Here is a 26,110-nt window from a genome sequence, read left to right as displayed (position 1 = left end):
AAGCAATACATAGAACCGATCTTGCGCCTCTTGGAATTACAAGTGTAGCATTAAAGCAGTTTGAGGTATTCCGCTTTTTTCATGGATTTATTTTACGGGAGGCCATCATAAATGGTAGGAAAAGTTAAATGGTTTAATGCAGAAAAAGGATTTGGATTTATTGCTCGTGAAGATGGAGACGACGTTTTTGTTCATTTCTCCGCAATTCAAGGCGACGGTTTCAAAACCCTTGAAGAAGGTCAAAACGTCGAATTTGATATTGTTCAAGGCAACCGTGGACCTCAAGCCGCTAATGTTGTTCGTATGTAATTCGAGGCTGATTGAAAGCATCTTTCTTAGGAAAGATGCTTTTTTTAATATCCTTTATTGATTAGGATGCAACTAAAGAGGTGTTTTCGTGAATCATTCAGCATGTTCTCCCTTGTTTTCAGCGGTCTGTCAGGGAAAGTTTATGGATCGGCCCAATCGGTTCATTGTTCATTGTGAAGTAGAGAAGGCAATTGTTGAAGCCTATTTGCCTAATCCAGGGCGCATGTGGGAACTGTTGTTTCCAGGTGTTATGCTCTTTCTCATTCCTAATGGACAAGCACAAAAAACGCGTTTTACTGTTGTTGCTGTAGAACGGGAAGGCCAGCCCATTATGCTTCATACGCAAGCGACAAATGAAGTGGCAGAAAGGCTGCTCGTGGAAAAGCGTCTGCCTGGTCTAGAAGATGCTAGAGTTGTGCGGCGTGAGGTTACCGTGGGGGCACACCGATTTGATTTTTTACTTGTTAGAGGTGAAAAGCCCTACTATTTAGAAGTTAAATCATGCACATTATTTGAGGGTTCTATTGCCATGTTTCCTGATGCCGTGACTGAGCGAGGACGGCGGCATTTAGAGGCTTTAGCCGATCTTGCTACAGCAGGTACGCCTTGTGGCGTGTTATTTTTAGTTCATTGGCCCCAAGCAAACGCTTTTTTGCCTGATTATCATACGGATTTTGCATTTGCTCAAACTTTTTACAAGGTGCGAAAAACGCTTGATTTTTATCCTATTGCCATTGATTGGAAATCTGACTTTTCTTTTGCTTCAATGAGCAAGAAGCTTACCATTCCTTGGCAACTTCTTGAATGTGAATTGGATGATGGCGGCAGTTATATTATGGTTATGGAACTGATGCAAGATGAGATGATTGAAGTGGGCAGTCTGGGAAGGCTATTGTTTCAGCGAGGCTATTATTTGTATATTGGCACAGCCAAGAAAAATTTGACGGAGCGTATGAATCGTCATTTAAGAAAACGGAAAAAAGTTCATTGGCATATTGACTATTTGCGGGACAAAGTTACGCACTGCACAGCGATTCCTATCCGGTCAAGTGATTCTCTTGAACATGAGTTGGCTCAGGCAGTATCAAGTATTGCTGATTGGCAGGTCCCTCACTTTGGTTCATCTGATTGTAGCTGCACTACTCATCTGTTTGGGATGAGTGAGAATCCTTTGCATGACAGGCCATTTATTCGACTGTTGCAGTATTTTCGGATCGGGAGACTGAAGGATAGCCAGCTTTTTAAATAAAAGTCAATCAGAGAAAGGACAGATAAAAGTAATGCTCCTAAAAGATATTAAACAGAAAGTAGATCAAGGTACTCAGTGGATTGAGGTGCGTACTCTATCAATTAGTGTGATGATTGGGATTGCTACGTTTTTATGGATTGTAGCGAATATGTATTATAGCGATCTCACTGCAGTCGGCACGGCTACAATAAAAAAAACGGGCAAAGAATTAGGTTCCTTGGCTGTAGTGTGTATGCTGGCAGCAGCTTCATATTATCTTGTGCGGGAATTTTTTGTGCGTAGTCGTAAAAAGTTGCCGGTGATGGTGAGAAATCAATCCCTATTCACCTTTAGCATTGTTGTTTTACGGCGACTGCATATCTGGTTTGGTGTTCTTGCTATTAGTTTTGTAGTAGACCATGGCTATTTGCTATGGACAATCCGTAAGCAGGTTGGTTTTGACAAACTTGTTCAAACGGGTTTCTTTGCTGCTTCCGTTCTGATTTTTTTGGTTCTTACAGGCATATTGATACGTTTTTATCCTGCTGTCCGACAAATTCGTGTGGGACATCGGGTCTTGGCATTTTTAGTATTTGCTGGAATTGTAATGCATAAATTGATAAGGTGAGCACCATAATGAGCAGCATTGACACTGAATTTTTGTTATGCTACGATAATTAAAAGCTTTCAATTTATAATGAAAGTTCGCATAATTTCCGGATGTAGAATAGGGGGATTTTATGGCTAAATCAGACAAAACAGCAGTAAGAGAAACTTTTTCTTCGGGATTGGCAGTGTTTTTTGCTACGTTAGGATCCGCTGTAGGATTAGGAAATATTTGGAAATTCCCTTATCTTACGGGCGAATATGGTGGTGGCGCCTTTCTATTTATTTATTTGTTGTGTATTTTATTTGTTGGCATTCCGATTATGATTGGTGAATTTTATATTGGGCGTAAGACGCGTCAAAATCCTGTTGGAGCTTATAAGCAATTAAGTCCAGATAGTTATTGGAAGATTAACGGGTTTATGGGAGTGATTGCAGCTTATCTTATTATGTTTTTCTATAGCTGCGTTGCCGGATGGGTGTATTTTTATTTTTTTAAGGCCCTTATAGGAGATTTCTCCAGTATTACCATGGCTACAGCTAAGGCGGAATTTGGCAGTGTTGTTATAGGACCCTTTGCACCGTTATTTTGGCAGTTTTTTGTCTTAACTGTTGTTGCTGCTATTTTGATTAAGGGTGTTGAAAAAGGAATTGAGCGGATTACAAAGACACTAATGCCGGTCTTATTTTTATTAATTATTATTTGTGATATTCGTGCTTTGACGCTGCCAGGAGCTGGGGAAGGATTAAATTTTTTGTTTCACGTTGATTTTAGCAAATTAACATCTGTCGCTATCTTAACAGCCCTTGGCTTGGCCTTCTTTAAATTATCTCTTGGTATGGGGACGATGCTTACCTACGGTAGTTATTTTACAAAAGATAATAATTTATTTGGTACCGCAAGTAAGGTAGCTTTATCTGATACGATTGTTTCTATGTTGGCAGGTATTGCTATTTTTCCAACGGTTTTTTCCTTTGGCATGGAACCAAGTGCTGGTCCAGGACTGCTTTTTATGACGATCCCGCTGGTTTTTTCGCAGATGCCGTTGGGGAGCATTTTACTTGTGGCGTTTTTTTTCCTGACATCTATTGCTGCAACGACAGCTATGATTTCTATAGTTGAAGTTGTGACAGCCTATTTTGTCGAGGAGCGGAAAATGAACAGGACGAAAGCCGTGGTTATTAATAGCTTGGTGATTGCTGTTGTGGGTGTTTTAGCAACTCTGTCGGCTGATAAGGATAGTTTGCTAGGCGGCATGACTTTTTTTGGCAAGGGATTTTTCGACTGGTTTGATTATTTGTCGTCCAATGTTTTATTACCTGTCGGTGGCTTGCTTATTGCTCTTTTCATTGGACATGTGACGAAGAAACAAGATTTGAAAGAGGAACTTTCCAATCAGGGAACACTTGCTATTGACTTTATTTTTGAAGCGTTCTATTTTATTATTCGTTATGTAACACCGATATTACTTATTATTGTTTTCTTGAATGCTATTGGTATTATTAAAGTGTAACATTTGTTATAAAGAGACCATAAAATGGTCTGTATCACTTTATTAGGTGATACAGACCATTTTTTTTTGAATTTTACGCCTTTTTGCAGCAATTTATTTTCTAGCAGTCTGGGTGGATTTTAGCTTACGGCAATGTTACACTAAGAGAAAGGAATATATTAGGGAATGTCAGGGAGATTCGATGGAGATTTTTGAGAAAATATTGTATTTTGGATTTGATGTAATTCTTCCCCTTGTTGTCGGTTATCTATTACACCGTTTTTCGGCATTGAAACAAAGAATTTTTGACAAAATTATTTTTTATAATTTGTTTATTGTTTATCCCGCACTTACGGTGCTGTCTTTCTGGCAACTCAAAGTAACGATTCATTTGTTGTATTTGCCATTGCTTGGTGTATTGATGCATATTGTGCCGGGGCTGGTTGCTTATATGAAAGTAAGAACAAAATATATAGAGCCCCTTGATCAAGGCAGTTATATGTTGTCTGCTATTTTATTCAATGGCGGAACACTCGGCGGGTTAGTAGCGTTTATTTTTTATGGTGAAAGCGGTTATGCTTATACTATGCTAATCTTATTGTTAGCAAATTTTATGTTGTTTCTATTTTGTTTTCCTTTGGCTCAGCATTATTATGAATTGGGGCAAGGGGAGACAGGTCATGCTATTTCTTGGAAGAAGCTATTAATTAATCGCAATCAATTGCCTGTATTAAGTATTTTTATTGGGATAGCTTTAAGTGTTGGACAGCTTGCGAGACCTGCAATGTTCGATGTTTTGTTTACTCTCATGGTGCATATAGGCGCTTGGACAGCATTAATTCCAGTGGGGTATGCAATTGATTTTGGCCAAATCCGTCATTATTGGCGTGAGATGCTGGATCTTTTGTGGATTAAATTTTTGGTTACGCCACTCATTTTATATGCCTTTACTTATCCTGTTATAAGTGATAAGGAAGTGCTTTATACGGTAATTATTATTGGCAGTACGCCGACTGCGATTAATGCGGTTCTTACGGCACGACTTTACCGTCTTAATATCCATATTGCTACAACTGCTTTTATTTTGACAACGGGGTTTTATTTGGTTGTTATTGTGCCATTTTTGTTGGTCGCATTATAGTTTTTTTGCGAAAAAGCATTTGATTGTCCTTTTGAAATGCAGTAGTATAAGTAGTTGTAAACAGAAAATTGAGGGTGTGGTTTTTATTTTATTTCAACCAGTTTTATTAGAAGATAAAGAGGTTATTGATGAGTTTTTACACTCGAACCCCTCTGAGAGTTCGAATTGTAATTTTACAAATTTTTATATGTGGCGTAAACCTTATCATATTGAGTGGACTGTTGTTGATGATTGCCTTTGTGTTAAGGCGTCTCATCATGGTCAGACTTATTTGCTGCCTCCTGTAGCAAATAAAGGTGGTAATATTGACAAGGCATTGGTTGCAATACTTCGTTATTTTGAAGAGATGGGTGAGCAGTTTATGCTCAAAGGCGTTACAGTCGAAAGTAAGGCTGTTCTTGAGGCGCTAAGGCCGGGGAATTTTCAGTTTGTTTCTGATCGCGATAATTTTGATTACGTCTATTTGGCAGAAGATTTAATCGGACTGAAAGGAAGAAAATATAGCAGTAAAAAGAATCATTTGAATTATTTTAAGCGTACTTATAGTCAGTATCAGTATTTATCCATCACCAATGACTTGTTACCAAGCTGTCTGGAAACGGCACTGGAATGGTATGATTTGCGCGGCTTAGATGAGGAAAGCGAAATCGAGCTGGAAAAAGCGGCTGTCATTGATCTTTTGAATCATTATGAGGTTTTAGGACTTAGTGGCGGGGCCATTTTGATTGATGGTAAAATGGAGGCCTTTACGATTGGTGAACAATTAACAAGTAATATGGCACTGGTTCATATCGAAAAAGGCAATCCTAATATTCGTGGTGTGTATCAGGCTATCAATCAGGAGTTTTGTCGTGATCGCTGGTCAGATATGAAATATATTAATCGCGAAGAAGATATGGGCATGGAGGGCTTGCGACAAGCCAAGGAGTCTTACCATCCTGTGAAACTCGTTGAAAAATATGACGCTTTTATGGCCTTGAAGGAGTGACAGGCATGGAATACCGTTTGATGAATGACAAAGATGAGTCTCAGATAAAAGCTTTGTGGTCTTACTGCTTCGAGCCGGAAGACCACCCTTTTTTTAAATGGTATTTTAGTGATTATTATGATCAGAAGAATGTGTTGGCTGGTTTTCAGGCAGATTCTCTTCTCTGTGCCGTCCATTTAAATCCCTATCAACTGCGTCTACGTGGTCATGATTTTGCTACTTCTTACATTGTGGGTGTGGCGACCTTCCCAGAAGGACGTAGCCAGCGTTTGGTAGGAGGATTGCTCAAAGCGGCTTTTGTAGAAATGCATCAGAGGCATGAGGCTGTTACTATTTTGATGCCTTTTCAAGGAAAATTTTATTATCCCTACGATTTCGAGTTTTGTTATCATCATATAAAATATACTCTTCCGCTAGTTGATTTAAAGTTTACTGCTCAAGGTGCCGGAAAATTTGTTGTTTTAGAGAAGCAGCATATTTCTTGCTTGCAGCAAGTATACAAGGCCTTTACAGCAGATAAGCATGGTTATGTGTTGCGTCATGATGAGAATTGGCGAATGCTCTTGGCCGAACATAAGAGTGATCAAGGCTATGCCTATATGCTTGTTGAAGAGGAGCAGCCAGTTGGTTATATTCTTTATACAATGCGCAATGATGTTTTGCTTGTAAAGGAATTGGCTTACGTTAATTTTGCGGCTGAACAACAATTGCTGCATTTTTGTTATAACCATCATTCACAAGTCAGTATGTTGGAATGGAATGCGCCTTTGGATGATGGGTTATTATTTTCTTTGCCTGATCCCAAGCGGGGTGTGGCCTTGTATCCTTTTATGACAGGGAGAATTGTCGATGTGAGTGAGGCACTCATGTCAGCATTCTACCCAGCAGGAAGTCAGGCTGAGGTAATTTTTGCTGTGACGGATCGGCTAGCGCCTTGGAATGAAGGAATCTTTCAATTGACTGTTGTAGAGGGAAAAGGCACGGTTCGCGTCGTACCTCAGTCAACTATGAATTGTGATAAGTTGTGTATACTTAGTGTGGGGGCTTTATCACAGCTTTTTTTTGGACGTCTGTCGGCGAGCCAACTAAAAAAGCTGGGCAGATTAACTGCGCCATCTTCTGTGATAGGAGTGCTTAACAAGCTGTTTCCGATGTGTACAAACTATATAAATGAATATTTTTAAGATTTTTATCTACAGGCTTGGATAAGGGTGAGAAAGAACCAGACAATACCACTTGCAATAAGGGGGCCTACAGCTAGTCCTTTGAAAAAAGCGACACCAACGACTGTACCGATAATGAGGGGTGTTACCACTTCCGGTGTTGTTGACATAAAAGGAAGTCCCCGTCCGGCCAACCAGGCAACGATGACGCCAATCGTGATGGCTACCAGGCCGGTAGGTGTCGTAAAGACAGAAGCCATATCGTTCATGGTAATACTTCCTTTTACAATGGGAACAAGTACAGACATGGTAATGAGAATAATGCCAAGCTGTAAACCATGATTTTCAATGATTGGAAAGTAATTGTCGAAACCGCTTAGTTTAACAAGTAATAATGCCCCGGCAGCAATGGCCACAGAGTTGTTATGTCCTAGTACAGATAAAACGAGTATGACGAGTATGGGAAGGTTTTCAAAACTCATGAAGATCACTCCAAATTTTTTTCAAATTAGAATATAGTTTATTCGATGATGAGGAGGAAGGTGTCTTAAGTTAATTCGAAAGTGGCCGTAATGGGAGCATGGTCAGAGGGACGACTTTTTTTGCGGAGTTCCGTATCAATGGCAGCGGATCTCGAATAGTCAGCCAGACTTTTTGTTGCATAAATATGGTCAATACGCCAACCGAGTCCTCGTTCAAGGGCATTTTTTATGCGATAGTCCCAAAAACTATAGAGATTTCCCTGGGGACAGTGTTTGCGGAAAATGTCTGTAAAACCCCAGTCACGTACGGTTCTCAGCGCAGCCTGCTCAGCAGGGTGAAACCCGACACGGCCAGCCAGGCGCTTGGGATCATGTACATCTAAGGCGTCAGGTGCGACATTGAAGTCACCGAGCCATAATACACGATCTTCCGGTGTGAAGTGGCGGGAAAAATAATCCCGCATATGAGTCATCCAGTCTAGCTTATATTGAAAATAATCGGTGTCTACTTCTCGTCCTTGCGGAACATAAGTATTTACAACAGTATAGTTGTCAAACGCAGCGTAAATCAGGCGGGCTTCGCCTGGTGCTCCCCATTCATCCAGACCGAAAGATATATGGTCTGGTTTTTGTTTACTTAAAATGGCTACACCGTTTTTCCCTTTTTCACCTAAATAAGTACTGTAATAACCGGCGTCATTGAGGGCGGTTAAGGGAAAATCTTTATCTTGGACCTTCGTTTCTTGTAAGCAGACAACATCTGGCTGAAAGCTATTCATCCATACAATGAGATCTGCTAAGCGTATACGGATGGAATTAATATTAAAACTGGCGACGCGCAGAGTAGCCATTGTATTCACCTCAAAATTCTATTTCTTTACACAATTCGTGTTCTGAAGTGAAACTCCTGTTGTTATTTGAGTGTTAATTTTCTGAGCTTAGCAGGAACAGTAACTACTTAGCTATAATTAAATTAAAGTAAGAATTATAAAGGGGAGAAAGCCAATGGAACTTGCCAAAAAAAAAGTTTTAATTTGTGACGATTCGATGTTGGTACGGCGAAAACTGCGAATTTTGTTGGAAGACGAATTTGCTTGCGTAGTCGCTGAAGCATCGAATGGGCAGGAAGCGATTACCCGTTATGAGGAGGACAAGCCTCAACTGGTTTTTATGGACATTGTGATGCCAGTATGTGACGGCTTAGAGGCTTTACAGAAAATTAAGAAGCTGGATGGTGATGCACAAGTCATTATGGTTTCTTCAACAGGCACTTCGGGTAAATTGATTGATGCTTTAAAGTTAGGCGCAATTGATTTTATTCAGAAACCCTATGATAAAGAACAGATAGCCAAGGCCCTTTCAAGTATACATAGCTAAAGGAGTGAGGATATGTTTAGCCAATATTTTGGCCAATATTTATTGAACAAAGGCATTTTATCTATTGATCAATTATGTACAGTATTAGACCAAGAGAAGTCGGTAAAAGTAAAAGTTGGCATTTTGGCTATGGATGCGGGCTATATGACTGTGCAAGAAGTAGAGAAAATCCATCAATCCCAGAAAAGGCAGGATAAACGCTTTGGTGAACTTGCTATTGAGCAGGGATTTTTGAAAAAAGAACAATTAACGAAATTGCTTGCCATTCAAAATCAAAAATACTTACAATTGAGTCAAGCCATTGTTGATCAAGGCTACTTAACGTTGACTGAAGTTAATGGAGCGCTCAAGCGTTATAAAGCCGATAATAATTTGTCGGATGACAATGTGGAAGCTTTAGTTAAGGCGGATGTGGATGAGATTGTGCGATTCAATCTGGACTTCGGTGGGCAGGCCAAGGCCGATGTTTACTATCATTATGTTGCTCTTGTGATACGCAACATTGTTCGCTTTCTTGGTGAAACACCTGTGATTATGAAAAATAGTCCTGTTACAAATCAAACGTATCCCTGGCTGATTACTCAAAAGATGGACGGTAGAGGTGGACTTGTTTCTGCCCTGGGTTTAACAGATCGGACCTTGCTTACTATTGCAACCCGTTATAGTGGGGATGCGATGACGACTTTTATAGATGATTATGCTAAGGATTGTGCAGCGGAATTCTTAAATCTTACGAATGGCATTTTCTGCGTGAATACATCGAATGAGGGTGTAGAACTGGAACTGAAACCACAACGGATTCAGGCACAGGCGGTATTTCCGGGTGGTAAAGGGGAGATTATTCCCATTCATGTTTCATTTGGAGATATTTTCTTACTTGTTTTGTAATGAGAGGGCATGCAATGAGCGATTGTTGCGGGCCTTCTTTTCAAGTAAGGATTTATAAATCTTACGCTTGTTAGCATTTGCACCTTGATAGTGAATACATTATAGTAGGTACCGGAAAAATTCTAACAAAACGGGTTGGCGAGGCTATAAGCCTTATGAAAAGGGGGATTATTAGTGCTCAAACATTATATTCTTGATACTAATGTTCTACTGCATTCACCTCATTCTCTCTATGCCTTTAATGAACATGCTGTGGTTATACCGGAAGTAGTGTTAGAAGAATTGGACCGTTTTAAAGGAGAATCTTCAGAAAGAGGTGCCAATAGCCGACAGATTTCACGGATTATCGATGTCTTGCGTGAAAAAGGTGACTTACTTCAAGGTGTATTGATAAATGATGAGGGTGGGACTTTAAGGATTGAGACGAATCACTTAAATACGTCTATGCCAGCTCATTGGGATCGCATTAAGGCGGATAACCGGATTTTGCAGGTGTGTAAAGGACTTAGTGAAGCGGGAAGTACTGCTATTTTAGTGAGTCGTGATACAAATATGCGTGTTAAGGCATCTATTCTCGGGTTACTTGCAGAGGATTTTCGCAATGACAAGGTGGCGACGATTCAGGAGCAATATACAGGTCGTGCTGTAGTCTATACATCCACGGCTGTGATTAATCAATTTCATGCAGCGGATACTCATTCAATTCAGTCAGATGATGTGCAAATTTTTGATGAAAATAGTCATGAGCTGCGGGATGTTTCGCTTATAACTAATCAGTTTGTCATGCTTCAGTCTACAGATAATGATCGCCATACAGCGTTAGGGCGTTTTGATGGTGAAAAAATTGTTCACTTAAAATACAGTAGTCATAATCCTTTTGGTGTTGTGCCGCGCAATATCGGACAGGTTTTTATGCAGGAATGCCTGATGATGAGTGCGCAGGAGGCACCGCTTGTGATTATTAAAGGGCCTGCTGGAACAGCGAAGACCTTTTATTCTCTTGCTATTGGGCTTCACCATTTTATGGAATCCCGGTCGAAGGAGTATCAACATTTGCTTATTTGCCGGCCCCATGTTCCTCTTGATGAAGAAATCGGTTTTTTGCCTGGTTCTGAGAAAGACAAGATTGAGCCTTATATGCGCTCAATTAAAGATAATCTTTACACCTTAATGTCAGGCAATACGATGACTGAGGCCAAGGATATTATGCAGGTAGAAGAGACGGTGCAGATGCTGTTTGAAAATCGTGTGATTCAAACAGAGGCGTTAGCTTATCAGCGTGGCAGATCACTTTATAAATACTGGATGATTTTAGATGAGATGCAAAATGCAACACCCCGGCAGGCTAAAGCGGTGATCACTCGGCCGGGGATTGGAACCAAGATTATTTTGATTGGCGATCCGGAGCAGATTGATCACCCCTTTCTTGATAATCAGTCAAACGGGCTTTCGTATGCGAGTGAAAAAATGAGAGGCAGTAAGCTTTGTTATCAAGTGACACTTCAGCATGATGAGTGTGAACGGTCACCGCTTGCGGCAGAGGCTGCACGAAGATTATAACGGTTTTAAGGCTGCGTTGTGAAACCTCGGTTTCAACGCAGCTTTTATTTGCAGTTATTACACCAAGACCCCCGGCATATAATTTCATTAATGTCAAATTTTTGCCTAAGCGGGGTGGGGAAATGCTCGGTCAGTGGGACATGGTCATTCGGTTGTTTGTTTCTTGTTTATTAGGAGGAATTGTAGGCTATGAACGTCAGTCGAGAAATAAATCAGCCGGGTTAAGAACACATATCTTAGTCAGTCTTGGCTCTTGCCTTATTATGATCCTTTCCATTGATGAATATAGTCGTGTGCAAGGGTTAACCAATGCTGATCCGGGGCGGCTAGCGGCACAAGTTGTCAGTGGCATTGGTTTTTTGGGGGCGGGAACGATTATGAAGGAAGGACTCACTGTGCGCGGTCTGACGACAGCCGCTAGCCTGTGGGTGGTGGCTGGCATTGGTCTGGCTGTGGGAAGCGGTTGCTTCTTGGGTGCCTTTGTTGTAACAGGCTTTGTATTTTTGACGCTTGGTAGCTTATCGAAAATTGAACTGTTTGCATCCAATGCTACATTACATTTCGTTGTTCAGACTGTGAATAGTCCTGGGCAAGTAGGTAAAATCTGTTCCGGTCTCGATGCACTTGGTGCCGTTATTCGCGAGATGAAAATTGATACGAAAAATGCTGTTGACAATATTATTGAAATTCAATTGTATATTTATGTGACGGATACAGTCACGATGGAGAAAATTATTACGACGCTTATGGCCGTGGAGGGGATTACGGCTATTGATGGTCAAAGTGAACGATCCATCCCTGATATGTGACTTTTTGTAATAAAAGATGATTATTCTTGTCTGCTAGGTAGCTTTATCGCTGCTTAGCAATTTTTTTTGTCATCTATTGACGAATAATCTATTTATCCTATATAATAAACATGTGAATATATCTTCATATGTAGGTGGTGATAGCATGGATGAACGGGATTGTGATGTGTGTGAAGAGCTGTGTGAACATCCTCAAGCGATTTGTTTGGCCAAGGCGGAGATTCTTTCGAACGAGGCCGCTCAGCAATTAGCTGAAACGTTTAAGATACTCGGTGACACGACACGAGTAAAAATTTTGCAAATTTTAGCTAAACGTGAATTATGTGTCTGTGATATTGCAGCAGTTGTCCAGATGGGTCCGTCTGCTGTGTCGCATCAACTCAGGCTGTTGCGTGGTGCACGGCTCGTAAAGTACCGCCGCGAGGGCAAAATGGCTTATTATTCGCTTGATGATGATCATATTTCAGCATTAATTGAACAGGGAATTTCACATATTTCTCATCGATAAAAAATAAAGCTAAGTGAGGGCGGACGATGACACAACAAGCCGAATGGAGCAGTGATCAGGTCGTTTTATTTGCGGTGAATGGCATTACTTGTCTTGATTGTGCAGCTAAATTTGAACAGGCTGTGAAAAAATTGCCGGGTGTTCATAAGGCCTCGCTCAATGTAATGGCTGGTAAGCTGACAGTTGAAGGTGTTGTGGATTTAGAGGTTCTTAGGCAATTAGGACGTAGCGAAAATTATTCGATTACGCCGATGAAACAGCAATGCAAAATGAATGTGCCTAAAGGGACCTTTCAGATGGATTTTTATCGGGCACTTGGGTCGGCTGTTGCCTTATTTGTTGCATACGGTCTAGAAAGAAATTCTTTCCTGCCACAGATATTTGTTGCCTGTTATGTACTTGCTACGGTACTTGGCGGTTGGAAAAATTTTATTAATGCTGCTCACGCTTTAGCTCGGGGACGCTTTAATATGAGTGTCTTAATGGGAATTGCTGTGCTTGGGGCATTTGCCATCGGGCAATATGAAGAAGGGGCCGTTGTGGCATTTCTTTTTTCCATCTCAGAAATTTTGGAAGCCTGGACGTTAGGAAAGGCACGTCATTCTATTCGTCAGCTCATGGATATTGTGCCAAAGGTTGCAAGGATTCGGCGGGGGTCGGAAGAACTAGAAGTTGTTGTTGAAGATATTCATATTGGTGATGTGATGATGATTTATCCAGGTGAAAAGATTGCCATGGATGGTATCATTCTTTCTGGGCAGTCGGCTGTGAATCAAGCGTCTGTTACAGGGGAATCCTTGCCGATTGACAAGGCTGCGGGAAACGAGGTCTATGCCAGTACATTTAATACCTATGGATTTTTAGAAGTGAAAGTAACAAAGCTTGTACAAGATTCGACGATTTCCCGCCTGATTCAGTTAGTAGAAGAGGCACAGCAGAATAGGGCACCGCTGCAGAATTTCGTGGAGCGTTTTGCTGCTATTTATACACCGGCTGTTTTTATTTTGGCAGTAGGTATTATGATTATTCCGCCGCTGTTTTTTTATTACGCCTGGGACGAGTGGATTTATCGGGGACTGGCGTTACTTGTTGTTGCTTGTCCTTGTGCGCTTGTTATTTCAACGCCCGTGGCCATTGTCAGTGCGATTAGCAATGCTGCAAGGCAGGGGGTTCTGATTAAGGGTGGTATTTATCTTGAACAGGTAGGCTCGCTTGGGGCGATTGCATTTGATAAAACGGGTACCTTAACCAAAGGTCAGCCAATTGTTACAGATGTTTTGCCGCTCCATGGCGGTTCAAAAGAAGAACTGTTATCTTGGGCTGCCAGCCTTGAAGCTAAGTCAGAACATCCCTTGGGAGCAGCGATTGTAAAAAGTGCGAAGCAACAAGGATGTTTTATTAGCAAAGTAGAAATATTTTCAGCTCTCGCTGGTCGCGGGATTGAGGGAGTTATTCAAGGTGAGACAGTCTATATTGGTAATCAGCAGTTTTTTAGGGAATTAAATATTTCTATTGAATCCTGTCTAAAGCTTATAGAAGATCTTCAAGCAGCAGGTAAAACAGCCATGATTATGGCGACGAAGCAGCGTTTGCTAGGTATTTTGGCTGTGGCTGATGAAGTGCGTGAAACGGCGGTTTTGGCACAGGCTGAATTAAAACAAGCTGGAATTCATCATACCATCATGTTAACTGGTGATAATGCTTCTGTGGCTCAGTCTATTTCTGCCCAAATTGGGCTGGATGAGTACCGCTCTGAATTGCTGCCGGAAGATAAAGCCGCTGTTATGAAGAAACTGCTTGATCGCTATGGCAAGGTAGCTATGATTGGCGATGGGGTGAATGATGCTCCTTCACTTGCTGTAGCGACAGTAGGTATCGCTATGGGGGGAGCAGGAACAGATACGGCTTTGGAAACGGCGGATATTGTTTTGATGAATGATGATTTGTTAAAGCTTCCCTTTGCTGTTCAATTAAGTCGTAAGACGCTTACAATTATTCGGCAAAATATTGGTTTTGCTTTGGGTGTGAAGTTGTTGGCAGTTTTGGCTGTATTTCCAGGTTGGTTAACCTTGTGGTTGGCTATTATGGCTGATATGGGGGCTACCCTCATTGTGACATTAAATAGCATGCGCCTATTGAAGGTGAAGGGATAAAATAGTATTTATAGCAACGAAAGCCGCTCATTATTGAGCGGCTTTCGTTGCTATAAATGGAGAGTCTTACTTAATCTGGACTTGTTTATTCCGAGTAATCGTTATTGGCATCAAGGCTGGCTGTCATTGTTCCGTATTTAGCTTTGCTTTGTTTATTCTTTTCAGCAGTACTTGCCTCAGTGGTACTGCTCGATGCTGTGTTTGAAGTAGCACCGGTATTTCCTAGCATCGATGAGCTATAGTCACCATTGATATCATACTTGGCTGTCATTGTACCTGACTGTGTGTTACTTGTTTGCTGCTTCTTGTTTGCTTTGCTGTTCATAGAAAGACCTCCTTTTGATCAATTTATTTTTGGGGCCGATTCTATTATCTGCTTCGAAAATCGCCTCAATGCGTGGAAAAATTTTATGGTGCTGGTTACTTGAATGACGTAGAATAATGTCTTTTTATTTGGCCACACTAATTTTGAGGTGGCATTATGCGCAAAAACAATAAATATAAATATTTGATTTTAGCCGTGGTTTTTATCGCTTTTGTTATGGGTGCCTATACGTTATTGCGTCCGCCTGAGAGTAAGCCCTTTCCGTCTGTTCCACTGCCAACACCTGTACCTGCACCAGCTCCTGCTGAGCCGCAGCCTATTCCCAATGTGCCTTTATTCGATGTAAGTAAATATAAGTCAGAGCCTACGATTTCGGTCTATCATGCGGATCAGGGCTCTGTCGATAATATGCCGCTAGAAACGTATTTAGAGGGCGTTACAGCACAAGAAATGGATCCGACGTGGCCCGTTGAAGCGCTGTCAGCACAAGCGATTGCTTGCCGTACTTTAACAATGAATGCCATTGAAGCGGGAACAATTAAAAAATTGCATCATGCCGATGTTTCCACATCAAAAGATGAATTGCAGGCTTATGCACCGAAACGAGTAAATGAAAACGTCAAAACGGCAGTGCAAAAAACACGTGGACAAGTTTTACTTTATGCTGGGAGCCTCGTCAATGCCATTTATTCATCAAGTAATGGTCAGATTGCGGCTACAAAGGAAGAAAGCTTTCCCTTGGAGATTGAGTATCCTACACCTTATTTTCAGCCTGTAACAGATAATAGTTATACCTATACGCCAGCAAATTTGCAAAATTGGTCGGTGAAAATTCCCGGAACAGAAGTTGCTAAGGCTTGTGGTTATCAGGGAAATCCGGCAGATATTAGTATTCTAGAAAAAGGTCCATCAGGGCGCATTTTGTATATTGGTGCAGGAAATAAGAAAATTTATGGTGCGACATTTCGTAAATTAATTGGATATGACCGTCTAAAATCTACTCTGATCAGTGATTTAACCTATGATGGCAGTCAGTTTACCTTTTATGGCCATGGCTGGGGAAATGGCGTCGGACTTTGTCAATGGGGGGCTTACACTTTTGCTCAGCAAGGCATGCAGGCCGAGGATATTGTGAAATATTATTATGTAGGTACGACTGTACACAAACTCTATGAATAATTTTTTTTCTGACAGGCATGTTGTGAGCTCATTTAGCATAAAATAAGGATGGGAGAATACGATTTCGTTTCTCGCCAAACAGGCGCCGTAGTTCTGTGGTTTAGACCATAGACATACGGCGCTACGGCTTTTTTGAGGTAAAAGTCGAGTTTTTGACTCTGGCAAAACGCTTAACTTTACGCTATAATAGATTAAGTTATAAAGGAGAAGCTATGCGTACAGTTGTTGTTTCTGTGATCGGAATTCAGCGAGATCAAGCTGGTGAAGAAAATCGTCTTGAACTGATGACAGCAGGCCGTCACTATCAAAAAAATAACATCGATTACATTCGCTATGATGAAAGTGCTATTAGCGGTCTGGAAGGAACGCATACGACACTGAAAATCATGGAACATTGCCTTGTATTGCTACGAACGGGAACGGTGGAGCAAAAAATGGTTTTTCAGCAGGGCATTGTAGAGGAAAGCTTATATCATACGCCTTTCGGTGATTTTCAATTGTCTGTGAGGACAGGCGAACTGAAAATTCACTTAAATGAAGGCTGTGGAAAGATTCAAGTGGATTATGAATTGATGCTTGACGGTCAATGGCAGAGTGCTAATCAATTGGTGATAGAAATACGGGAGGATCGGAAAAGTTGAATATGAAGGATTCATTAACACAGGTTATACAAAAAGCGGCTCAAGATGCATATGCCGATGGTGTTTTTTTAGTGGACGAGTTCCCCGAAATTATACTATCAGTGCCACCAGAAAAAAAGTTTGGGGACTTTGCCAGTAATTTTGCTATGCAATTGGCGCGGTCTGTTAAGAAAAATCCTCGCCAAATCGCGACAGCTTTGGTAGAACGTATGAATGCTCCCTTTTTGGAGAAGATGGAAATTGCCGGACCGGGATTTATCAATTTTTATTTGAAATCCAGTTGGATTTATGATTTGTTGGCAAGTATTCTTGCCGTAGGTCCTGAGTACGGCAATATTGACATGGGCCACGGTGAAAAAGTTCAAGTGGAATTTGTCAGTGCCAATCCGACAGGGCCGCTTCATGTGGGCCATGGCCGCGGGGCTGCCGTTGGTAGCGCTTTAGTTAATTTATTAAAAGCTGCTGGCTATGATGTGGAAGCGGAATATTATATTAATGATGCAGGTAATCAGATTGATAATTTAGCTGCTTCTGTCAATGCCCGGTATTTAGAATGCTTAGATCAGCCAAATGTATTTCCGGAGAACGGTTATCATGGACAGGATATTGTTGAGACAGCTAAAAAGATTATTGCCGCTGAGGGCAACCGTTACTTATTTGTTGATGAGGCCGAGCGCCTGGCTGTTTTTAAGGAATTGGCGCTGAAAGAAAAATTGGCGGCTTTGAAAGCCGATCTTGAGGCTTTTCATGTAACCTTTGACATTTGGTTTAGTGAGTGCACTCTCCATAAAGCGCACGCCATTGAAAAGGCTTGCGATATTTTAAAAGAAAATGGCAATATGTATGAGCAAGGCGGCGCCTTGTGGCTGAAATCGACTGCTTACGGCGATGATAAAGATCGTGTTGTTATTCGTGATAATGGGGTTCCTACCTATTTGGCTGCCGATATTGCTTATCATCATAATAAATTTTTACGGGGCTTTGATAAGGTCATTAATATTTGGGGTGCTGATCATCATGGCTATGTTTGTCGTGTCAAGGCAGCTGTTGAGGCCCTTGGTCATAACCCTGATCATTTAGAGGTGCTGTTGCTTCAAATGGTGAGTCTGTTCCGTGATGGCGAACTTGTTAAAATGTCTAAGCGCACGGGTCAAAGTGTTACATTAAGTGAATTAATTGAAGAAGTGGGGACAGATGCCGCACGCTTCTTTTTTATTTTGCGTTCTCTTGACAGCCAATTGGATTTTGACTTGAATTTGGCTAAATCTCATTCAAATGAAAATCCTGTTTATTATATTCAGTATGCTCATGCTCGGATTCAAAGTATCTTCCGGCAAGTGGCTGAGGCTGGAATTGTTCAGCATCCAGTTACAGCTAAAGAGCTTTCTTGTCTTATCGAAGAGGTTGAGCTGGATTTAATTAAAAAGCTTGGAGAATATCCAGAAGAAATTGCTTGGGCGGCTAAAGAACGGGCGCCTCACCGCATTGCCCGTTATGTTCATGAACTAGCTTCACTCTTCCATTCCTTTTATAATCAGTGCCGAATTATCGGTGTTGATGAAAATGTTGAGCAGGCCCGCTTAGCTCTTGTTACAGCTGTTCTAGGCGTACTAAGGCATGCCTTAACTATTTTAGGTATCACAGCACCTGATAAAATGTAGAATTTTCACGGAAAAACAAGCGAAAATGCTTGGGTTTCCCTTGACACCATCTCACTATGAAGGTTAAAATTAGGGACAGTTTAGATGTACTGTTTAGTAATTTAGGAGGAAATTAATATTATGACAAAGTATATTTTTGTAACTGGGGGGGTTGTTTCATCCTTAGGCAAGGGGATTACAGCCGCGTCACTCGGTCGTCTCTTGAAAAGTCGGGGTCTGACTGTGACTATTCAGAAGTTTGATCCTTATATTAACATTGATCCAGGTACGATGAGTCCTTATCAGCATGGCGAAGTTTATGTCACGGAAGATGGTGGCGAAACGGATCTTGATTTAGGTCATTATGAACGTTTTATCGACATTAATTTAAGTAAAAGTTCTAACGTAACAGCAGGAAAGATATACTTGTCAGTGATTAATAAAGAACGTAAGGGAGACTATTTAGGTAGCACTGTTCAGGTGATTCCCCATATTACCAATGAAATTAAAGAACGAATTTATCGATTAGGTAAGGAAGATAATGCCGATGTCGTTATTACCGAAATCGGTGGTACTGTCGGGGACATTGAAAGTTTGCCATTCCTTGAGGCTATTCGACAGGTAAAAAAGGAAATCGGCCGTGATGATGTGCTTTATTTGCATGTAACACTTGTTCCTTATATTCATGCCGCAGGCGAATTAAAAACCAAGCCAACGCAGCACAGTGTAAAAGAATTGCGCAGCATAGGTATTCATCCTGATGTGATTGTTTGTCGTACGGAACATGAAATTTCGGCGGATATGCGTGATAAAATGGCATTATTCTGTGATATTGATGTAGATGCTGTTATTCAGAATAAGACGGCAGCTTCGATTTATGATGTGCCTAAAATGTTGGCTGAGGAAGGCCTTGATCGTATTGTCATGGAAAAATTGCATTTGAAGGCTAGTGAGCCGGATATGGTAGCTTGGGATGAGATGGTAGATCAGATTCACAGTCTGTCCAAGACGGTAACCATTGCTGTAGTTGGTAAATATGTGGCGCTTCATGATGCTTATTTAAGTGTTACGGAGGCACTGTGCCATGCGGGTATTAGAAATGATGCGACAATAAAAATTGAATGGGTTAATGCCGAAGAAATTGAAGATCCTGAGACGGATCTCATGGCTGTTTTCTCTGGCGTTAGTGGGATCTTAGTGCCGGGCGGATTTGGTGATCGTGGGATCGAAGGAAAAATTAAAGCTATTCGTTATGCCCGTGAAAATAAAGTGCCTTATTTTGGTTTGTGTCTGGGAATGCAGACAGCAGTCATTGAATTTGCCCGCAATGTCTGTGGTTTAGAAGGCGCTCATAGTACTGAATTTGACGAGAATACGCCTCATCCTGTTATTGATATTATGTCTGATCAGGTAGAAGTGGAGCAAAAGGGCGGTACCATGCGGTTAGGCGTTTATCCTTGCAAGGTGACGGAAGGTACTTTGACTTATAAAGCTTATGATGATGAAATTATTTATGAAAGACATCGTCACCGTTTTGAATTTAATAATGCTTATCGGCAAAAACTGAGTGAATGTGGCTTAGTTATTGGTGGTACGCTTCCAAGTGGTCGGCTTGTGGAAGTCATTGAACTTAAAGATCATCCGTGGTTTGTGGGTACACAGTTCCATCCAGAATTTAAATCTCGTCCAACAAAGCCACACCCGTTATTTAGGGATTTTGTGGCAGCGAGCTTGCGCTATCAAGAATCGCAATATTAATTGAGAAGAAACTGTTGGAAAAGTTCCAACAGTTTCTTTTTCCATTAAGTTTTTTTGATGAATTCTGGTGACATTTCGAATACTAAAGCCAAGACCGGGTTTATTTGCAAGGAGGACAAAAATGTTGTATAAAAAATCAGTTGTTTATGTGCTTATTGCCGTGATTGCTGTTTCTGCTATTTTGTTGGTTTTTCAAATTCCCGCTATGACGAAAACTAAGGCGAATATTCAAAGTAAGGTGGCTGTGATTTATGTGGAAGGCGTGATTATGGGGGGGCATGGACAAGTTGGCATTTTAAATGATCAGGGTGGAACAGATAATATTATGAAACAAATTCGTGAGGCCCGGGATGATCAAGAAGTAAAGGCCGTTGTGATTCGCGTGAACAGTCCAGGCGGAAGTGCACCAGCATCACAAGAACTTGGCGAAGAAATCCAAAAACTACGGGCTACAGGCAAGGTCGTTGTTACATCCATGGGGGATGTTGCAGCATCAGGGGGTTATTGGATTGCAGCAGTTTCCGATAAAATTTATGCGAATCCGGCCACTCTTACAGGCAGTATTGGTGTCTATATTCCCTATTCGAATTGGGAGGAACTGTATAAAAAAATTGGTATTCAGCAAGAAAAAATTAAAAGCGGTCCCTATAAGGATATTCTTTCTCCTGATCGGCCATTGACAGTAGAAGAACGGGCTATGGTTCAGGATATGGTAAATGATTTGTATGAACAATTTGTGCAGGTCGTTGCCACGGGTCGCCATATGGATGAAGTTCAGGTTCGTTCATTGGCAGATGGTCGGGTTTATACGGGGCATCAGGCCAAAGATTTAGGACTTGTTGATGAATATGGCAATTTATATGATGCCATTGATGGTGCTGCCGCTCTGGCCGGATTGAAGCCAAACCCCGACGTTGTCGAGTATGGTAAGAAAAGCCCGCTCTCAATGCTCATGGGAGCGAGTAGTCAATTCAATCTTAATAAGTTGCTCTTCGAACAGGTTACGGCCGAGAATACAGGGAGATTTCCTCTGCCTCTCGCTCTGCCGGAAAGCATGAGGTGAGACTATGCAAAGTAATTTAGTCCTGATTTATGATGTTGTGTTTCGACCACGTCAGGTTTTTCAAAGCTTTTCACGCGCAGCACCGTGGCGATTGGCACTTGGCGTGTTTATATTATCTACCACTTTGCCATCGCTTGTTTTTTTTGCTGGGGCGCAGCATTTGATGTTAGAGCATTTCATGGGGCTGATTTTATTTGTTGAACTTGCTGGCAGTTTGGTATTTTGGGTGCTCGGTACAGGCGTTTATCATTTTATTGCTGAAATTTCTGGCGGTGAGGGACGTGCGGTGTCCTTGTTTAGTGCATTAGGATTGGCTCATTTACCCCATTTAGCTATGCTGCCGCTATTTGTACTTGCTGGACTACTTAGCGGTGCTTTGCAAACACTTTGGTTGGCTGCTGCGGCTTGTGCGATTTGGGGTTGGACTTGGATTCTCTATTATTATGCGGTGAAAGAAATCTACCAGCTTTCTGGTTCAAAAACAGTCCTTGTTCTTTGCGCGCCTTTTTTTGCCGTTTTATTTATGGGACTGGTGATTGTTGTATTTTTTGCTGTTTCTGTGGCACAATTTTCTTTAGAAAATTATCTGTAATAAATTTGTAATACAATTGTAACTTGAAAAAGGATAAAAATGTAAAAAGGGTAGCCATGGCTTGGCAGGATTCTGAGCTTGGATTGCGAATATAACAAACAGCAGTACAAATATTCTATCTTTTCATAACCCGTGAGACGTTTTTACTTAATTTAGGAAATTAAGAAGGCAGGTGTAAATTTGATGTCTGATACAGTACTTGTTATTGATGATCAACCCGGCATACGTCGATTGCTTGTTGAAGTGCTGAAAGAGGAAGGCTATCAGGTTGTTACAGCCTCCAACGGGTACGATGGTTTGCAAGAGGCTCAAGTGGTGAAGCCTCAGTTAATTTTAATGGATATGAAAATGCCTGGTATGGATGGGATTGAAACACTGAAAGAATTAAAAAGAGTTGGGCAGGGTGACAGAGTCATTATGATGACGGCTTATGGGGAACTGGATTTGGTTAACCAAGCTAGAGAAATCGGTGCTTATGACTATATTACCAAACCATTTGATATCATTGCTTTATGTCAAACGATTCAAGAAATCATGACGCATTCGGCTCAAGATCAAACAAAAATAGGTTAAGTAATGTGCCCTCGTGAGAAACAGAGGGCTTTTTTTTATGCAGGATTTTTTTCTTCAGTGGCGAAAAAGACAGTGAGGAGGGATGGAAAATGGTCATCAGCAGTCAGGCAACTTTAGCTCTTTATTGTCAGCAATGTGGCAATTTAACGATGTATGATTTATCGCGTTTTACTTTAAAAAAGGAGCTGCCGAAAAGGCTTATTTGCAGCTGTGGCCATTGTCAGGCAACAATTGTCAGTGCAGGGCTTCGGCAATGTCTGCTTTCTATTCCTTGTGTTATATGTAATATAGACCATTTAATTACGCTCGATAGCCAGCGCTTTTGGCGTGACAGTGTTGAAAAGGTTTACTGTACAGAGGAAAACCTGGAATTGGGTTTTGTAGGCCGTCGTCCAATGATTGAGGCGATGATTGCTGCGCATAAAAAGGAACTTGACACCTTGTTTTTAGAGAACTCCTATCAGGATTGTGAAGAAGATGTCGTTAATTCTCAGGTAATGCTCGAAGTGATTAATCTTATCCATGATATTGCCGAACGTGGAGGAGTATATTGTCGTTGCGGTGGCACTATAATCGAAACAGATATTTTAGCTGATCGCGTAGAAATTATCTGTGACCATTGTGGTGGAAGACAGGTTATACCTGCCTTAACAGATTCTGATGTGACGCGATTGAAAATGAATGATGCTATTGAAATTGTGCCGATTCGTCAGTTTCGCCGTAAACATTAATTTTTGGGGGGATGATGAAATCAGCAGTCTGTGCGTCTCTTATTACTAGGGACCGCTTTTTGAAATTTTTAAATTAGGCATTGTTTGGATAATAGAAGGAGATGCAAATAGATGGATCGTGAATTAGCTTTGGAGTTTGTTCGTGTTACTGAAGCTGCTGCAATTGCTTCAGCTCGTTTAATGGGTAAAGGGGATAAAATGGGTGCCGATCAATTGGCTGTAGATGCCATGCGTCGTGCTTTTGATAGTGTTTCTATTCATGGACAAGTTGTCATTGGTGAAGGTGAAATGGATGAGGCTCCGATGCTATATATTGGGGAAAAAGTTGGTGCGGGTGGTTTTGCTGTAGATATTGCCGTTGATCCTTTAGAAGGAACGAATCTTGTTGCGAAGGGACTTCCTGGTGCTATTGCTGTTATGGCCATTGCGCCGAAAGGCGGACTGTTACATGCACCTGATATGTATATGCAGAAAATTGCTGTTGGACCTAGAGCCGCTGGCAAGATCAATATTGATGCGCCGGTTAGTGAAAATTTAAAGATTGTAGCGGATTCGTTAGAACGCAATGTTCAGGACTTAACAGTGGTCATTTTGGATCGGGAGCGCCATGCTGGCATTATTCAAGAAGTGCGTGATGCAGGTGCTCGGATTAAATTGATTACAGATGGTGACGTATCACCAGCCATTAATGTTGGTATTGAAGGAACCGGTATTCACATGATGCTGGGTATTGGCGGTGCTCCTGAAGGTGTTGTCGCTGCGGCTGCGTTAAAATGTCTAGGCGGTGATATGCAAGCACGCCTATGGCCGGAAAATGATGACGAAGTTGCTCGAGCTAAAAAAATGGGTATTACAGATATTAAAAAAATATTGACAATTGATGATCTTGTTCATGGTGAGGATGTTATGTTTGCGGCTACTGCCATTACGGCAGGTGACTTGTTGCGAGGCGTTCAATATTTTGGTGGTGGCGTTCGTACCCATTCTATTGTGATGCGTTCTAAGCGCGGTACAGTACGTTTTGTGGATGCCATTCACAAATTAGACGATAAGAATATTGCTTTAAAACTTTAGACCGATAATAAAGAAAAAATGCATAGGATGTGACAAAATTTAGGCCGGAGAAATCCGGTCTTTTTTTCTGCCAATTTTTATGCATAAAAAGTAGTTGTCTCGATTATGCTAATACTAGTACAAATCTCTTTTTTCAAATTGAGGTGAATGGCTTTTGTATGAGGTTTAATCGAGATAAAATTATCCTTACGGTCATCATGGCAGCACTAACAACTGGAGTAGGATGGTCTGGTTTTTATTATTTTCAGCAACCTGTAGTTCTACCTGATACGACATCTGTTCTTGTTTCGCCAGAAAGTAGTTTGCCAGCCAAGGGCAAGCTATACATACATCATGTCGCTGAAGGGGAAAATTTAGGTACTATTGCTGAAAAGTATCATATTGATATCGTTACAATTGAAGCCGCGAATCACTTAACAAATGAAACGGTTCAGATTGGACAGGAATTGATTATTTTACCTGAAATAGGTGTTCTTCACCAGGTGAAACCTGGTGATACTCTTTGGTCTCTTGCCAAAGAGTATCAGGTTGACTTAGATAGGCTTCGAAGTGCCAATGATATTGAACAGAACCGGATTGAGGTTGGAGAAAAACTTTTTATTCCTGGTGGCAGACCGCGTAGTGAAGTGGCGATTTCACGTGGGGGAGATAATCGTTTTCAATGGCCAACGATAGGTGAAATATCGTCGCCTTTTGGTTATCGCGACGGGCGGATGCATGAGGGCGTAGATATAGCCAATAACGCGGGTACTTCAGTTCAGGCTGCACGTGACGGCAAAGTCACTTTTGCTGGTTGGTGCAGTGGCTATGGTTATACTATTGAGATTGATCATGGACAGGGTGTGAGCAGTTTATACGGCCATTTGTCTGATTATTATGTTCATGTTGGACAATTTGTACGGCAAGGCCAGTCTGTGGCAGTTATGGGAAGTACAGGAAATTCGACGGGGCCTCATCTTCATTTTGAAGTTCGTCACCAAGGTACACCTGTCAATCCTTTGTACCTATTGCCTGAACGCTAATAAATCATCCATTTTGCTTTTGCGAAATGGATGATTTATTTTTTTTACGGTCATACTAAGATTATGGGAGATAAGTTGAATTCGTTGTTTCTATCTATTCTTATTGGTTGTTTCATGGCTTCAATGAGTTTTGGACTGAATAGTTACTTAATGAAACATTGGAATAAGCTGGTCGTTATTACGTTGGGACCAATTATTGAGGAAATGAGTAAATCTTATCTTGCTTGGTACTTAGGTGCCGCGATTGTTTTGACTCATGTCATTTTTGGTGTTATTGAAGGAGGTTATGATCTTGTTAGTAGTCGTTATGGTGTTCAAGGATGTATTTTAAGTATTGGCGGACATAGTTTATTTGGCATTGTAACGGTAATTTTTTATGAAATAAGTGGTCTTGTGAGTGTGGGAATCTTAATGGCGAGCCTTTGCCATATTGGCTATAATATTTGGGTAATTTATCATTTTACTAATTAGTAAGCGTGAGGAGAAGGAAAAAATGCATATTGTTTATACTTGTTCCCATTGTGATGCATTCATTGCTGAAATTGATGCAACGGGGCTGACTGAAGTGCAGTTGGGTTTTGACTGCTTGACGCCAGAGGAGCGTCAGGATATAATTAAAATCAATCCAAACAGTGGAACAATCTTCGTTGCTGCTATTTGTGATAGTTGCATAGGAGAGATTGAAAGGATGCAAGAAAAATTGTCTGTTTCTCCGTTTCCTTTCATACACTAACAATGAAAAAATAAACGGGGCTTTAGCGTAGCTAGAGCCCTTTTTGGCCCTGCCTGAAAAGCAAGGGAGTTTTG

28 protein-coding genes are annotated in these 26,110 nt (G+C 41.2%); 25 read left to right on the top strand and 3 right to left on the bottom strand.

Going from position 1 to position 26,110, the window contains the following annotated elements; all coding sequences use genetic code 11:
* The first annotated feature begins 111 nt into the window (after positions 1-111).
* From Ga0466249_RS08860 to Ga0466249_RS08830, 7 genes are all read left to right on the top strand, one after another.
* The gene (locus Ga0466249_RS08860; RefSeq protein WP_215829091.1) at positions 112-309 is read left to right on the top strand and encodes a cold shock domain-containing protein; all 198 of its coding nucleotides are present in this window, start codon (positions 112-114) and stop codon (positions 307-309) included.
* An 88-nt stretch (positions 310-397) separates the two neighbouring features.
* Positions 398-1,558 (top strand): DNA/RNA nuclease SfsA, encoded by a 1,161-nt coding sequence (gene sfsA, locus Ga0466249_RS08855; protein WP_215829090.1) that lies wholly within the window; start codon positions 398-400, stop codon positions 1,556-1,558.
* Positions 1,559-1,589: 31 nt separating this feature from the next.
* On the top strand, positions 1,590-2,165 hold the full coding sequence (locus Ga0466249_RS08850; RefSeq protein ID WP_215829089.1) for a hypothetical protein: 576 nt from the start codon (positions 1,590-1,592) through the stop codon (positions 2,163-2,165).
* Between the two features lie 112 nt (positions 2,166-2,277).
* A complete protein-coding gene (locus tag Ga0466249_RS08845) occupies positions 2,278-3,657 on the top strand; it encodes a sodium-dependent transporter (protein ID WP_215829088.1) in 1,380 nt (459 codons plus the stop codon).
* Between the two features lie 181 nt (positions 3,658-3,838).
* Complete coding sequence (locus tag Ga0466249_RS08840; RefSeq protein WP_215829087.1) at positions 3,839-4,777, top strand: AEC family transporter; 939 nt, start codon at positions 3,839-3,841, stop codon at positions 4,775-4,777.
* 76 nt (positions 4,778-4,853) lie between these two features.
* Entirely contained in the window at positions 4,854-5,765 is a 912-nt protein-coding gene (locus Ga0466249_RS08835) for a DUF2156 domain-containing protein (protein ID WP_215829086.1), read from the top strand.
* A 5-nt stretch (positions 5,766-5,770) separates the two neighbouring features.
* Entirely contained in the window at positions 5,771-6,949 is a 1,179-nt protein-coding gene (locus Ga0466249_RS08830; RefSeq protein WP_215829085.1) for a GNAT family N-acetyltransferase, read from the top strand.
* Positions 6,950-6,954: 5 nt separating this feature from the next.
* Here the strand turns inward: Ga0466249_RS08830 and Ga0466249_RS08825 are convergent, their stop codons facing one another.
* Complete coding sequence (locus tag Ga0466249_RS08825; protein ID WP_215829084.1) at positions 6,955-7,410, bottom strand: DUF441 domain-containing protein; 456 nt, start codon at positions 7,408-7,410, stop codon at positions 6,955-6,957.
* Between the two features lie 65 nt (positions 7,411-7,475).
* Positions 7,476-8,261, bottom strand: a complete 786-nt coding sequence (xth, locus tag Ga0466249_RS08820; protein WP_215829083.1) for an exodeoxyribonuclease III — start codon at positions 8,259-8,261, stop codon at positions 7,476-7,478.
* 154 nt (positions 8,262-8,415) lie between these two features.
* Here xth and Ga0466249_RS08815 point away from each other — a divergent pair, with 154 nt between their 5' ends.
* From Ga0466249_RS08815 to Ga0466249_RS08790, 6 genes are all read left to right on the top strand, one after another.
* Positions 8,416-8,787, top strand: coding sequence for a response regulator (locus Ga0466249_RS08815; RefSeq protein ID WP_215829082.1), 372 nt, complete (start codon positions 8,416-8,418; stop codon positions 8,785-8,787).
* Between the two features lie 12 nt (positions 8,788-8,799).
* The gene (locus tag Ga0466249_RS08810; protein WP_215829081.1) at positions 8,800-9,675 is read left to right on the top strand and encodes a hypothetical protein; all 876 of its coding nucleotides are present in this window, start codon (positions 8,800-8,802) and stop codon (positions 9,673-9,675) included.
* Positions 9,676-9,849: 174 nt separating this feature from the next.
* Positions 9,850-11,235 (top strand): PhoH family protein, encoded by a 1,386-nt coding sequence (locus tag Ga0466249_RS27520; protein ID WP_215829080.1) that lies wholly within the window; start codon positions 9,850-9,852, stop codon positions 11,233-11,235.
* A 122-nt stretch (positions 11,236-11,357) separates the two neighbouring features.
* Positions 11,358-12,044, top strand: coding sequence for an MgtC/SapB family protein (locus Ga0466249_RS08800; RefSeq protein WP_215829079.1), 687 nt, complete (start codon positions 11,358-11,360; stop codon positions 12,042-12,044).
* 145 nt (positions 12,045-12,189) lie between these two features.
* Positions 12,190-12,552: an ArsR/SmtB family transcription factor gene (locus Ga0466249_RS08795; RefSeq protein ID WP_215829078.1), complete on the top strand. Its 363-nt coding sequence runs from the start codon at positions 12,190-12,192 to the stop codon at positions 12,550-12,552.
* Positions 12,553-12,578: 26 nt separating this feature from the next.
* Positions 12,579-14,705 (top strand): heavy metal translocating P-type ATPase, encoded by a 2,127-nt coding sequence (locus Ga0466249_RS08790; RefSeq protein ID WP_215829077.1) that lies wholly within the window; start codon positions 12,579-12,581, stop codon positions 14,703-14,705.
* A gap of 85 nt (positions 14,706-14,790) precedes the next feature.
* On the opposite strand, the gene Ga0466249_RS08785 is transcribed toward Ga0466249_RS08790, so the two are convergent.
* Positions 14,791-15,030, bottom strand: coding sequence for a hypothetical protein (locus Ga0466249_RS08785; protein ID WP_215829076.1), 240 nt, complete (start codon positions 15,028-15,030; stop codon positions 14,791-14,793).
* Between the two features lie 156 nt (positions 15,031-15,186).
* Between Ga0466249_RS08785 and Ga0466249_RS08780 the strand changes: the two genes are divergently transcribed.
* From Ga0466249_RS08780 to Ga0466249_RS08725, 12 genes are all read left to right on the top strand, one after another.
* Positions 15,187-16,209: a SpoIID/LytB domain-containing protein gene (locus Ga0466249_RS08780; RefSeq protein WP_215829075.1), complete on the top strand. Its 1,023-nt coding sequence runs from the start codon at positions 15,187-15,189 to the stop codon at positions 16,207-16,209.
* 212 nt (positions 16,210-16,421) lie between these two features.
* Positions 16,422-16,850, top strand: coding sequence for a YwiB family protein (locus Ga0466249_RS08775; RefSeq protein WP_215829074.1), 429 nt, complete (start codon positions 16,422-16,424; stop codon positions 16,848-16,850).
* Positions 16,847-18,511 carry an arginine--tRNA ligase gene (gene argS, locus Ga0466249_RS08770; protein ID WP_215829073.1) on the top strand — a complete coding sequence of 555 codons (1,665 nt, stop codon included), beginning with the start codon at positions 16,847-16,849 and terminating at the stop codon, positions 18,509-18,511. Before Ga0466249_RS08775 ends, argS begins: the two co-directional genes overlap by 4 nt.
* Before the next feature lie 120 nt (positions 18,512-18,631).
* Complete coding sequence (gene pyrG / locus Ga0466249_RS08765) at positions 18,632-20,248, top strand: CTP synthase (RefSeq protein ID WP_215829072.1); 1,617 nt, start codon at positions 18,632-18,634, stop codon at positions 20,246-20,248.
* A 121-nt stretch (positions 20,249-20,369) separates the two neighbouring features.
* Positions 20,370-21,311 (top strand): signal peptide peptidase SppA, encoded by a 942-nt coding sequence (sppA, locus tag Ga0466249_RS08760; RefSeq protein ID WP_246588585.1) that lies wholly within the window; start codon positions 20,370-20,372, stop codon positions 21,309-21,311.
* Between the two features lie 4 nt (positions 21,312-21,315).
* Positions 21,316-21,903 (top strand): YIP1 family protein, encoded by a 588-nt coding sequence (locus tag Ga0466249_RS08755; protein WP_215829071.1) that lies wholly within the window; start codon positions 21,316-21,318, stop codon positions 21,901-21,903.
* A gap of 183 nt (positions 21,904-22,086) precedes the next feature.
* A complete protein-coding gene (locus Ga0466249_RS08750; RefSeq protein ID WP_246588584.1) occupies positions 22,087-22,476 on the top strand; it encodes a response regulator in 390 nt (129 codons plus the stop codon).
* An 89-nt stretch (positions 22,477-22,565) separates the two neighbouring features.
* On the top strand, positions 22,566-23,207 hold the full coding sequence (locus tag Ga0466249_RS08745; RefSeq protein WP_215829069.1) for a hypothetical protein: 642 nt from the start codon (positions 22,566-22,568) through the stop codon (positions 23,205-23,207).
* A gap of 111 nt (positions 23,208-23,318) precedes the next feature.
* Positions 23,319-24,281: a class II fructose-bisphosphatase gene (glpX, locus tag Ga0466249_RS08740; protein ID WP_215829068.1), complete on the top strand. Its 963-nt coding sequence runs from the start codon at positions 23,319-23,321 to the stop codon at positions 24,279-24,281.
* A 158-nt stretch (positions 24,282-24,439) separates the two neighbouring features.
* The gene (locus tag Ga0466249_RS08735) at positions 24,440-25,303 is read left to right on the top strand and encodes a peptidoglycan DD-metalloendopeptidase family protein (RefSeq protein ID WP_215829067.1); all 864 of its coding nucleotides are present in this window, start codon (positions 24,440-24,442) and stop codon (positions 25,301-25,303) included.
* A gap of 75 nt (positions 25,304-25,378) precedes the next feature.
* Complete coding sequence (locus Ga0466249_RS08730; RefSeq protein ID WP_215829066.1) at positions 25,379-25,774, top strand: hypothetical protein; 396 nt, start codon at positions 25,379-25,381, stop codon at positions 25,772-25,774.
* 22 nt (positions 25,775-25,796) lie between these two features.
* On the top strand, positions 25,797-26,036 hold the full coding sequence (locus tag Ga0466249_RS08725; protein WP_215829065.1) for an anti-sigma-F factor Fin: 240 nt from the start codon (positions 25,797-25,799) through the stop codon (positions 26,034-26,036).
* Positions 26,037-26,110: the final 74 nt, after the last annotated feature.

Source organism: Pelorhabdus rhamnosifermentans, from assembly GCF_018835585.1.
In the GTDB taxonomy this organism is placed as follows: Bacteria; Bacillota; Negativicutes; order UMGS1260; family UMGS1260; genus Pelorhabdus; species Pelorhabdus rhamnosifermentans.
Note: the sequence above shows the minus strand (reverse complement) of the source record. Positions and strands in the feature narration are given on the sequence as shown.